This window comes from Acinetobacter sp. 789_lipA, assembly GCF_058242845.1.
In genome coordinates this window covers 346753-358738 of record NZ_JBZAYS010000001.1, presented here as the reverse complement: position 1 = coordinate 358738, position 11986 = coordinate 346753, and the positions used below count along the sequence as shown (strand labels likewise).

The 11986-nt window shown below is 43.1% G+C and carries 10 protein-coding genes; 7 read left to right on the top strand and 3 right to left on the bottom strand.

The genetic code is table 11. The annotated features are described in order from the left end of the window. Positions 1-2: 2 nt before the first annotated feature. Positions 3-2156 carry a fatty acid oxidation complex subunit alpha FadB gene (gene fadB / locus AC4CUZ_RS01685; protein ID WP_004978714.1) on the bottom strand — a complete coding sequence of 718 codons (2154 nt, stop codon included), beginning with the start codon at positions 2154-2156 and terminating at the stop codon, positions 3-5. Between the two features lie 479 nt (positions 2157-2635). Between fadB and lpxO the strand changes: the two genes are divergently transcribed. From lpxO to pgsA, 6 genes are all read left to right on the top strand, one after another. After that, entirely contained in the window at positions 2636-3550 is a 915-nt protein-coding gene (gene lpxO, locus AC4CUZ_RS01680) for a lipid A hydroxylase LpxO (protein WP_184117838.1), read from the top strand. A 218-nt stretch (positions 3551-3768) separates the two neighbouring features. Further along, positions 3769-4176 carry a PH domain-containing protein gene (locus tag AC4CUZ_RS01675; RefSeq protein ID WP_010325754.1) on the top strand — a complete coding sequence of 136 codons (408 nt, stop codon included), beginning with the start codon at positions 3769-3771 and terminating at the stop codon, positions 4174-4176. A gap of 156 nt (positions 4177-4332) precedes the next feature. Next, complete coding sequence (locus AC4CUZ_RS01670) at positions 4333-4677, top strand: DUF2185 domain-containing protein (RefSeq protein WP_078390040.1); 345 nt, start codon at positions 4333-4335, stop codon at positions 4675-4677. 160 nt (positions 4678-4837) lie between these two features. Then, a complete protein-coding gene (gene uvrC / locus AC4CUZ_RS01665) occupies positions 4838-6637 on the top strand; it encodes an excinuclease ABC subunit UvrC (protein WP_419381167.1) in 1800 nt (599 codons plus the stop codon). A gap of 113 nt (positions 6638-6750) precedes the next feature. Continuing rightward, a complete protein-coding gene (locus AC4CUZ_RS01660; RefSeq protein WP_332481935.1) occupies positions 6751-7545 on the top strand; it encodes a thioesterase family protein in 795 nt (264 codons plus the stop codon). Between the two features lie 106 nt (positions 7546-7651). Then, on the top strand, positions 7652-8239 hold the full coding sequence (gene pgsA / locus AC4CUZ_RS01655) for a CDP-diacylglycerol--glycerol-3-phosphate 3-phosphatidyltransferase (protein WP_004692729.1): 588 nt from the start codon (positions 7652-7654) through the stop codon (positions 8237-8239). Positions 8240-8291: 52 nt separating this feature from the next. Here the strand turns inward: pgsA and AC4CUZ_RS01650 are convergent, their stop codons facing one another. After that, positions 8292-10094 carry an ABC transporter ATP-binding protein gene (locus AC4CUZ_RS01650; protein ID WP_195728530.1) on the bottom strand — a complete coding sequence of 601 codons (1803 nt, stop codon included), beginning with the start codon at positions 10092-10094 and terminating at the stop codon, positions 8292-8294. A 128-nt stretch (positions 10095-10222) separates the two neighbouring features. On the opposite strand from AC4CUZ_RS01650, the gene AC4CUZ_RS01645 reads away from it, so the two are divergent. Further along, positions 10223-10855 carry an alpha-ketoglutarate-dependent dioxygenase AlkB family protein gene (locus AC4CUZ_RS01645; RefSeq protein ID WP_005400948.1) on the top strand — a complete coding sequence of 211 codons (633 nt, stop codon included), beginning with the start codon at positions 10223-10225 and terminating at the stop codon, positions 10853-10855. Between the two features lie 6 nt (positions 10856-10861). Here AC4CUZ_RS01645 and AC4CUZ_RS01640 read toward each other — a convergent pair whose 3' ends face one another. Continuing rightward, on the bottom strand, positions 10862-11632 hold the full coding sequence (locus AC4CUZ_RS01640) for an IclR family transcriptional regulator (protein WP_004692725.1): 771 nt from the start codon (positions 11630-11632) through the stop codon (positions 10862-10864). Positions 11633-11986: the final 354 nt, after the last annotated feature.

The window sequence follows — 11986 nt, the reverse complement described above, 5'->3', positions numbered from 1 at the left end:
CCTTAACCGTAGAATTTTTTGTTGTTAGCAGCCATGTCACGCAACATTTGTGGCGCTTCATAAGCCTTACCTAAGTGTGCGTATTTGTCGCAAAGTGCAACATATTCAGCAACACCTGTTTGGTCGATGTAACGGCATGGACCACCACGGAATGGAGGGAAACCTACACCCATAATCATTGCCATGTCTGCTTCAGAAGCAGTCGCTACGATGTTGTCTTCTAAGCAACGAACAGTTTCGTTACAGAAAGCAAGCATCATACGGTCAATGATTTCTTGAGCATCAAACTCGCGTTTTTCTGCAGTTGCCACAGTAGCAACAAGCTCATACGCAGTTGGATCAACCACTTTGGCTTTTTTGCCTTTACGGTCAAGTTCGTATTTGTAGAAACCAACGTCGTTCTTTTGACCCAAACGTTTGTTTTCGTACATGATTTCGATTGAACCTTTGAAGTCTGGCTTCATACGGTCAGGGAAACCTTCAGCCATGACTTCTGCACCGTGAACGCCCGTGTCGATGCCAACAACGTCGATCAAGTAAGCAGGACCCATAGGCCAGCCGAATTTTTCCATGACTTTGTCGACTTGTTGGAAGTCAGCACCATCTTTAAGAAGAAGGTCAAAAGCACCAAAGTAAGGGAACAATACACGGTTTACAAGGAAACCTGGGCAGTCGTTAACTACGATTGGTGTTTTACCCATTTTCTGAGCAAGAACTACAGTGGTCGCAATCGCTTCAGCCGAAGTCTTCTCACCACGGATCACTTCTACCAAAGGCATCATGTGTACTGGGTTAAAGAAGTGCATACCGACAAAGTTTTCAGGACGTTGTAGGTTTTCAGCCAAACGTGTGATTGAAATTGTTGAAGTATTTGAAGCAATGATCGTGTTGTCACGAACATTCTTCTCAGTTTCAGCAAGTACAATGCCTTTTACTTTTGGATTTTCAGTTACTGCTTCAATCACGATGTCCACTTCTTTAAACTCGTCATAGCTTAAAGTTGGACGGATGCGCGCAAGAGTTTCACCCATTTGAGCAGGTTTCATCTTCTTACGTTCAACTTGTTTGGTCAGTAAGCCATTGGCTTCTTTCATACCCAAAGCAAGTTGCGGGTTACCAATGTCTTTCATGATGATTGGTGTGCCTTTGCTTGCCGCTTGGTAAGCAATACCGCCACCCATGATACCCGCGCCTAATACAGCCGCTTGGTTTACAGGGTGTGCACCTTTTTCATATTTCTTCGAAGTTTTCTTCACCACTTGGTCATTGATGAATAGACCAATTAACGCATTTGCTTGTGGTGTAATGGCTGCTTTTGCAAAACCAGCCGCTTCAGCTTGAAGTGCTTCATTACGTGGAAGGCTTGCACCTGCTTGTAATGAGTCAAGAAGAAGTTTAGGCGCAGGGTATTGAGCAGGATTTGCTTTTGCAAGAACTGCACCTTTCGCCGAGTTGAACGCCATCATTTGTTCGATTGGGTTCAATTTAACTGGGTCAAGTTTTTCCTGACGTTTTGCTTTCCAGTCTACACGGCCAGCAAGAGCTTGTTTAACCAAGTCAATCGCAGCGTCTTGTAGTTTGTCCGCAGCAACAACCGCATCAACCGCACCGTCTTTCAGTGCTGCAGCTGGTTTTTTAGGATTAGCCATTGCCATCCATTCAACTGCATTGTCGATACCAATTAGACGGCTTAAACGAACCGTACCACCGAAACCAGGGAAGATGCCCAGTTTGATTTCAGGAAGACCGACTTGAGCCGCTTCTGACATCACACGATAGTCACACACGAGACACATTTCAAAGCCGCCGCCCAATGCCATACCATTGATCGCTGCAACTTTAGGAATCTCTAAATCTTCAAACGCGTTGAAGATGTCGTGAACAGGCAATGCCCAATCCACAATCGCTTGTTCGCCTTGAGCGAAGTTTGCACCAAATTCAGTAATATCTGCGCCAACGATAAATGTAGATTTAGCCGAAGTAACGATTAAGCCTTTGATGTCACCGTTTGCTTTAACAGCGTCAATTGCAGCTTTGAAATCTTCAATCGTTGCACGGTTAAATTTGTTGACCGACTCACCTTGTAAGTCAAAGCGGAATTCTGCAATTCCGTCCGAAAGCATTTGGACGGTAATGGCATTGCCAGCGTGGATCATGCCTGATCTCCTTTATTTTGGAGGACTTCTAAGTTGATGTTGTGAAGCGAGTACGTCATTCCTACGTACATCTATGCTCCGCCAATCTTACGATAACTATATCGAAAAAGAACATAACAAGTTGTATCAAGCCGTGACGCAAGGGTCATCTATTTTTATTCAATTATTTCGTGTGCTTGCGTGATGTATTTTTGAATGATGCGGCCTAAATAGAGTGAAGTTTTTGTTTCATTTAAGATTTTTTATGGATGAGTGATCAAAAAACGATTAGACCGCGCCCTTATGTTTCAAGTCGATCTTTGAGCCGATTTTGGCAATTTAGTCAATGCTGCACTTGCAGGTAAACCCAAACAGAATGAAAACTTGTGATGAAAAGCTGGAAATAGGACGTACTTTGCAGCCTATGTTACAATTCGCAGTCTAGACCGAATACCGGTCTTTTTCTTTTATTTCGTTTTCTTTGGTTTCCAGGTTTTCATATGATTAAGTGGATCATTCTGGCGATTTTTATTCTTTCTGCACTTTATATTCAGCAACGTGGGAAGGTTCGTCACTCGTTTTATCGTCAATTTTTCGATCACTCAACGATTCTTGCGCCGATTAATTACCTCATGTACATGTTTTCAAAGGTACCGAATCAGCCATATATCGATACACAGCATTTTCAAGACTTAAAAGTGTTGGATGAAAACTGGGAAATGATTCGTGATGAAGCAAAAGCTTTATATGAAAAAGGCGGAATTAAAGCATCGAGCAGTTATGATGACTTGGGGTTTAACTCCTTTTTCAAAACAGGCTGGAAGCGTTTTTATCTGAAATGGTATGACTCTGCACATCCGTCAGCCGCTGAACTTTGTCCAAAAACGACGGCGTTGCTGAAAACCTTGCCGACCATTAAAGCCGCGATGTTTACCGAGCTGGCACCTGACAGCCGTTTGGTTCGTCACCGTGACCCTTATGCGGGTTCATTGCGTTATCACTTGGGGCTGATCACACCGAACGATGACCGCTGCTTTATTGATGTGGATGGTCAGCGCTATTCATGGCGCGATGGTGAAAGTGTGGTCTTTGATGAAACTTATATTCACTATGCCGAAAACACCACTGATCAAAACCGCATTATTTTCTTTGCTGATGTCGAGCGTCCTTTAAAAACACGCTTTATGCAAAAGTTTAACCATTGGTTTGGTAAAAAAGTTATGACCGCTGCCAGTTCTCCAAATGAAGCAGGGGATCAAACGGGTGGGCTGAATAAAGTCTTTGGTTATGTCTATCAAGTGCGGATCAAAGCCAAAGCTTTGAAGAAAACCAACCGTCAATTGTACTACTTCTTAAAGTGGTTCCTGATGCTCGGAATTTTCTTTTTGATCTTTGTTCGGCCTTATGTGTTTTAAAGCACATTAAGCGCCCTGAGGGGCGTTTTTTATTTGGGCAGAAAAGGGGGAAGCCTATCTGCCCTTTTGATTTTTCTATTTATTTCAAGGCTCACAGTGGATTCGAACCACGTATGGCTTTATGCTTTATCCAGTTAAAACTAAAAACAACATGAGCGCGTATCTGTGTCATTTTTAAGATCGCAACTTATAACTTAGATAAAGCATGAGGTTTCAAGGTGCAAAAGTTTCGTTCGAAGATGGACTGGTGGTTTTTGGGGTTTATTATTGCTATGTCAGGCCTGTTAGCCCAATTGATTTTGACCACCTATGGCAAAGGCATTTTGATGCAAAATCTTTTGTTCGTTGTGGTCTATGCTTTGACTATTGTTTTACTGTGGTGGCCGCTGTGGAGTACCCGCTATGTGGTTGATCAGGAGCAACTGACAATTCGCAGTCTCTGTTTTAAATGGATCATTCCCTTGACTGCGATACAGTCTGTTTCTGAAACAGATAATTCCATCAGTTCACCAGCCTTGTCCTTAGATCGTCTAAAGATTGAATACTTAAAAGAGGGACAAACCAAAACCATTTTGGTGTCACCGAAAGATAAAGTAGCGTTTAAAGCTGCGTTAAAATTGTCATAAATACAGTCTTAGGCAAGTTGTATGCTTTACGGGCCTAAGCGAGTGAAAGCCTTGCTCAAATATGCCGTGAAGACTAAAGTAAAATAAACTTGAGTTCTGTTCATCCCCCCAAACCTCTACTTGCAAAACGTCTACTTGCCGTTGAAGGATATGCTTATGAAGTCGTATCAATTGAGTCCGACACAAATTCAAACTTTAGTGCCGCATATGGGAAGTTGTATCGCTTCAGATATGATTACGGTGCAAGGCCTAAAAGTGGCCTATATGTACCGTGAAGAAGCACAATCTAGCGATGAAAGTGGTTGGGTGTTTTTATCGGGTGAAGAAGGAGATGACTATATTGAAGACCCTGAAAACTTGGGTCTTTATGAGGTCAATGTGATTGCTAACTATGATGCGGACATCATTGCTCACTTAAATGCGCCTGCGGGAAGTCACTTTGCCCGCAATGAACAAGGTGTGTTTGAACGGATCGATTTTGAAGCGATGGATCTGGAATAAGCCTTCAATCTCAGTATCAATGTCTTTTGCCAACCAGACTGGTTTTGAAATGAACTTTCATGTGCTTGAAATGCGTCAGACCTGCCCAATCTAAAAGACAGATCAAAGGCTAAGCCTAAGCAGAACAGTTGACGGCGAGCCGAGAAAATTAGGGAACCCTGTGAACGAAAACGCACGAGAACATATCGAAAAAATTTTAGCCAATATGACCACACTGCCGGGCGTTTATCGCATGCTCGGCAAAGACGGTGAACTGCTGTATGTGGGCAAAGCGAAAAATTTAAAAAATCGTGTTTCCAGTTATTTTGTCAAAACTATTGAGCACCCGAAGACGCAGGCGTTGGTAGCGCGTATTTATGACATCGAAACCTTAGTCGTTCGTTCCGAAACTGAAGCGCTACTGCTTGAACAAAACCTGATTAAGCTGCACCGTCCACCCTATAACATCATGCTCAGGGACGATAAGTCCTATGTGTATATTTTTGTTTCTGCCGACAAACCTTATCCACGGATTGCATCGGGTCGGGGCAAAGGCAAACACCAAGTTGGGAAGTTCTTTGGACCGTATCCGAGTGCTTATAATGCACGGGATACTTTGTTGGTTTTGCAAAAGCTGTTTAATGTTCGTCAGTGTGAAAATAGCTATTTTTCACAGCGTAAGCGTCCTTGTTTGCAGTATCAAATCAAACGTTGTTCAGCGCCGTGTGTGGGACTCATTAGCCCTGAAGAGTATAAAAATGATGTCGATAACTCGATTCGTTTTTTACAAGGGGACACCAAAGAGCTGAATCAAGAACTGATTGCGAAAATGGAGCAAGCGGCCGAAGCCTTAGAATTTGAAAAAGCGGTGTTTTACCGTGATCGTATGGCGCTGCTACGGGATGTCCAGTCTCAACAAGCCATTTATAAGCTCAAAGGTGAGGCCGATATTCTAGCGATTGCCTATCAGGCAGGAGTGACCTGTGTGCAGATTATGCATGTGCGTAACGGGAAAATGCTCGGAGGTAAAAGTTACTTCCCAGATATGCTCGGAGATGATTTGGGGCAAATGCTGGCTGACTTCATAGCGAACTTTTATTTCCAAGTGGCAGATGAAGTACCCAGTGAGTTGATTGTAAATGTCGAATTGCCCGATCGAAAAGAACTGGAACAAGCGTTACAACAACAGTTTGATAAGAAAGTACAGATTAAACATAGCGTGCGTGAGACACGTGCAGAATGGTTAGAGCTGGCACAGATGAATGTACAGCATGCGATCAAAGGGCAATTGGCCAATCACTTTGAGCTGAATGAGCGTTTCCATCAACTTGAACAAGTGGTGGGACGTCCGATTGATCGGATCGAATGTTTTGACATCTCACATACCATGGGCGAAGAAACCGTGGCTTCCTGTGTGGTATTCGACAGTGGCGGCATTCGTAAGCGCGATTATCGTCAGTTTTCAATTCAAGACATTACTGCGGGTGATGACTATGCCGCAATGCGCCAAGCGCTGACTCGTCGTTATAAAAAAGCTATGCTGCCTGATTTACTGCTGATTGATGGTGGCAAAGGGCAGTTGCATATGGCGATGGACGTCATGCAAGAGCTGGGTTTAGAGGCCTTTATGGTTGGGGTGTCAAAAGGCGAGGGGCGTAAACCGGGCCTTGAAACCCTACACTTTACCGATGGAACTAAAATTCAGTTGCCTGAAGATCATAAAGCATTGCATTTGATTCAACAGGTGCGTGATGAGGCGCATCGCTTTGCGATAACCAAGCACCGAGCCAAACGCGATAAAAAACGGGGTTCATCGATTTTGGAAGTGATTCCGGGTTTGGGGCCGAAACGCCGCCGTGATTTGTTGACGCACTTTGGTGGGATTCAAGGGGTGTTAAAGGCTTCCGAGAAAGACTTAACCGTAGTCCCCGGTTTGGGTGAAGTGATGGCCCGCACCATTTATAAAGTCTTACATGAATAGAACCGCATCCACTGCGTTGGCAAAAGTGCTCATTGACGCATGGGTCATTGATCATTCACATTGGTTGAATTGTGTTGTAAAGATATGGACGGAATTTAAAACAAGGATGCCACATGTCACTTCAACACAGTTATCAAGCTTTAGCAGAACAAGAATCGATTGATATTCCTACAGGTTGGTTACAAGGACGCACGATTTATGGGGGACTGGTCGCAGGTTTAATGATGCAAAAAGCATTGTTGACTCTTGCCGATGACACGAAGCATTTACTCAGTTGTAGCGTGACTTTTGTTGGGCCAGTACAACAAGCCAAAGTTCGTTTAACCAGCGAGATTTTACGTCAAGGTAAGTCGGTTACAACCTTGGAAGTACGTTTATGGCAGGATGATGCAGTTCAAAGCATTTTAGTGGCAAGCTTCGGGACACAGCGTGAATCGAGTATCCATGTGCATCAAGAACCTGTAGCACCAGCGTTTCCATCGGTTGATGGTCTTACAACTGCGCCGCATCATCCGCTTGCACCTGAGTGCTTTAAGCAGCTAGATATGGTTTGGGTGACAGGACAGTATCCGTGTACAGCCAGCCCAAAGCCTGACTTTTCTGGCTGGTATCGCTTTAATCCAGACTTACATGAAAATCGAGACATGACTGTAGCCGACCTTATGGTGTCGATGGACATTTGGCCACCAGGGGTGCTACCGATGTTTAAAAGTATGGCACCTGCCAGTTCGCTAACATGGCATTTGACCTATGTGCATCCACTGAAAAATCAGTTACACGATTGGATGAAGTACCATGTTGAAACGCAATATGCTGCGGATGGATATTCCACCGAAGCCGCCTATTTGTGGGATGATCAGAATCGTTTAATTGCAATTTCACGTCAAACAGTTACCGTGTTTGCCTAGTGACACCTTAGGTCAATTCGTATAAAGTGGGCGCTATTAACGATGGATTAAACCTCAGAAAAGTGTGCATTTTCATCGTACATGAGGGAAACAACGGGCGGTGTTTATGACTACAGGTCGCATCCTGAATATTCCTAATATCTTGACCTTGGCGCGTATTGCCTTAATTCCGGTCTTTTTGTTGGTGGCCTATTGGCCCCCTGTAATGGGTATCGCTGAACAAGCGGTAAGTATGTCTCGTCATATTTTGTTGACGTCTATTTTTGTCGTTGCAGCGGTGACAGATTGGTTCGATGGTTATTTGGCGCGTACTTTAAATCAGACCTCTGCATTTGGGCGTTTCTTAGACCCTGTTGCGGATAAATTGATGGTGGCAGCCGCACTGATCGTGTTGGTACAGTGGAAACCTGAAATTTCGATGGCATTTGCGGCGATTGTGATTATTTCCCGTGAAATTACGGTGTCAGCACTGCGTGAGTGGATGGCAGAGTTAGGCGCGCGTACCAATGTAGCCGTGTCTACGGTCGGGAAATATAAAACTGCTTTTCAAATGATTGCGATTACGGTGTTCTTACTGAATTGGCAACCGCTTGAAATGTTGGCTTATGCATTGTTGTATACCGCAGTAATTTTGACTTTGTGGTCGATGTTTATTTACCTCAAAGCGGCTTGGCCGTACTTAAAGCAGCCTTGATTGTTAGATTTTTAAAAAGCTCCTGCGGGAGCTTTTTTTGTGTTTGAAAAGATTAACTATGCGTTTCTTCCTCAGTATCATCTTCAAAAGTCTTGGCAATTTTTTCAATATTGAGGCTCTTGGCCATGGCATCGAAAATTTCCTTATAGACCCCATCCTGACGGTACAGCGCTTCATGTTCTCCATGTTCAGCAATACAACCTTCCTTCATGACATAGGTATAATCGGCATCGATAATTTGTGACAAACTATGCGAAATAATAATCACCGTTCGCCCTTGTTTGATCTCATCGAGGCTCTGTTTAATTTGCTCGCTAGCAATCGCATCGAGACTGGCGGTCGGTTCATCCAGAAAAATAATTGGTGGATTTTTGAGGAACATGCGTGCCAGTGCAATACGCTGTTGTTGCCCACCTGAAAGCATCAGTGCATCGGATTGGTAAGCTGCCGGTAGCTGCAAAATTTGTTCATGAATAGAGGCTTTTTCTGCGGCAGCATAGACTTCGTCATCACTGGCATTGATTTTTCCATAGCGAATATTGTCTAAAATACTGCCTTGGAAAATGTGATTTTTCTGTAAGACGAGGCCAATGTGATCGCGTAAATAGGCGGTGTCGATGTCTTGTAAATCAATTCCATCGAGCTCAATTTTTCCTGTATCTGGCTGATAAAACTTATCCAATAAGCTAATTAAAGTGGATTTGCCTGCACCGGATAAACCGACCAAGGCCGTGATTTTGTTGGGTCGAATTTCCATGTCGATTTGTTTTAATGCGTGATGACCATTGGGGTAGAAAAAATCGACACTCTTTAGGCTGAATTTTCCCTGAATTTTGGGTTTGAGTGCACCACTTTGCTCGATTTCATCATCTGCTTCTAAAATTTTAAAAAAGCTTTCTGCGTAAATCATTGCATCATTGACTTCATCATAAATACGGTGCAATGAACGAATTGGCGCAGAGACATTATTAAACAGCAAAATATGAAACATGATCATGCCAATGCTCATTTGTCCATCGAGTACAAAGTACGCCGTGAGGATGATGATCAGCACAATCCCGATTTGTTCAATAAAGGTCTTTAAGCCATCAAATAAAAAGCTGAGTTGACGCGTTTGCATCTGGTTATCGGTCAGTGCTTTTTGCAATTTCAGTTGTTTAGTCGACTCAATGGACTCTCGGTTAAAGGACTTAATCACGCTAATCGACTGGATAATACTGAGAATGCCTTGGCTCTTTTTTTCACGGCCATCACGCAGGTTGCGCCGCCATCCGCCCAGTTTTTTAGCTTGTTGGAAGGTCAGCCAAAAGTAAATCGGGATAATACTGGTTGCCACTAAACCGACATAAACATTGGCATAGTACATCAATCCCAGTGCTACAATGGCACTGCTAAAAAGTGGCAAAATATCGATAAAAAAGATTTGTACCAGACGGGTGAGTGAACCAATGCCACGGTCAATTCGCGTTTGTAACTTACCTGCTTGGTTTTGATCGGCATTAAAAAAAGCCAAACGGTAGCTGAGGAATTTTTCGATAATGCTTTGCGCCAAGTCTTGCGATACCAGAATGCGCAGTTTTTCCCCATAAAACTTTTGACCAAACTGCACCAAGGCACTGATGATTTCTTTACTGAGTAAAATCACAGAAATGGTGATCAAAATGTGTAGGCCTTCGGTCAGTCCTTGGCCTTGTTCGACCAGACGGTTGATACTGTCGACGGCATATTGCAAAGTCAGGGCATTGACCTGCGCGGTGAAGGAACCAATCAGCGTCAGAATCAAGGTCGCAATCACCAATATCCGATAGGGGCGGACAAAGGGGCGAAGCTTTTGAAACAACTGCCAAAGGTTCATACATGCTTCTTTTCATTGTGAAAGTTCACATGAGTGTATGCATAAGGAGGCTAGGCGACAAGCTGTGACTTTGTTTTGATTTGTGTCGTTCTGAATTCAGTTAAACTGTTTGCAGAGGAGGAAAAGTCATGACCTTAGATCTGTTTAGTCCTGAACCGCAAGCAAACTTGCTCCCATTTGATGGGCAGGTGCAGGACATGGGCTTGATTTTAACTGCAGAGCAAAGTGCGAAATATTTGGATTATTTTTTAGCACATTTGGCATGGCAACCTGACGAGGTCGTACTGTATGGCAAACGTTATGTCACGGAACGAAAAGTGGTGTGGTATGGCGATGCCGAGTATCAATATCACTATTCGGGTAGTGCCAAGCAAGCACTGTTATGGCATCCCGCTTTGTTTCGTTTAAAACAACATATTGAGCAACTGGTGGGACATCCATTTAACTCATGTCTAGCTAATTTATATGAAAATGGCAGCCAAGCCGTGGGCTGGCATAGTGATGATGAGCCTTCACTACGTTCGCCGCAGCATGAAAATGTGGTGATTGCCTCACTCAGTTTTGGCGCAACCCGCAAGTTTTGCTTTAAGCACAAGTTTAAACAGGAAAAAATCGAGCTGATGTTGCATAGCGGGCAATTGATCGTGATGCGTGGACAGACCCAGCGCTACTGGAAACATGCTTTGATGAAATCCAGCAAAATCACTGAGCCACGTCTGAATTTAACCTTTCGCTATTTCTATCCAGTGCTTCAAAGCTAAGTTGAGTTAAGCCTCAATATTATGCAGCAGATGACATTTTTGTTCGATCTGTAAGGCGCTATGTCTTAATATTTCAACCATTTTTTTCAGATCGACAAATTCAAACCGATTTTTTGAAGCCAATAAGGTCAGTGCCAACGGTGTATCTTTGGGTGAAAATTTGACTGGTACAGACAGACTGGCAAGGTTGGGGTCGAATTCGCCATTGGAAAAATAATAGCCCTGTTTCTTAATGGCTTTCATTTTCTGTAAAAATTCATCTTGGCTCGCGGCAAAATTGACCTCGGCCAGTTGAGCCGAAAACTTTTGATAATATTCAATAATTTTAGCTTTGCTGAGCTGTGAAATCACTACTTTAGGCGATGAACCCAAATACACGGGACGTGGGCAACCACGCCCATAAGAAAATAACTCAAGGTCTTTAAAGACTTCACCATATAGATCAATACAGTGCTCTGCGTTGAGCTGGGTGAGGATACAGCAAAACTCCGTTCGCTCAACGATGTCTTGCATAAAAGGAATGCTGATTTGTAAGAGTGGGTCTGTGGTTCGAGAGATATAGTCCAAAACAGCAATTTGAGAGCCTAAAGTATAGTCACCGCTGGTTCCGCTTAAGCGCTGTAAAAGTCCTGCAGATACCAATTCCTTTAAATAACGGTAACTGGTGGGTTGTGATAGCCCCAGTTCGGCACTGATGATATCGACATTGATAATCGGGCGTGACACAGAAAAGAGGTCTAAGACAGTGAGAATTTTACCGAAACTTGAAAGTGCCATAAGAACCTACTTAGTCAAAATAAATGCCATTTGAGCGACAGTTACTATATAACAAAAACCCTAGACTCGACATGGCTTTCGTTCTGGGTGCATGGCTTTCGTGGACTTTTATCAGCATTTGTAATGCAATAAAAAGGGTGAAATATGATCTTAAAAACATGTGGATTATCATATTGAGATATTTAAATTGACAAAAATCCATATTTTTGGAAAAATTATCATTATAAATGTCTTTTAATGAATAATGATTTTGTTATTTATTGAGCTATTTTCTTTCCTTTCAACATGGCGCTGTCTTTGACCATGTTTGTAAAAGACTTCATTTATTTGAATCATTTTTTCATCCGTCTTCGC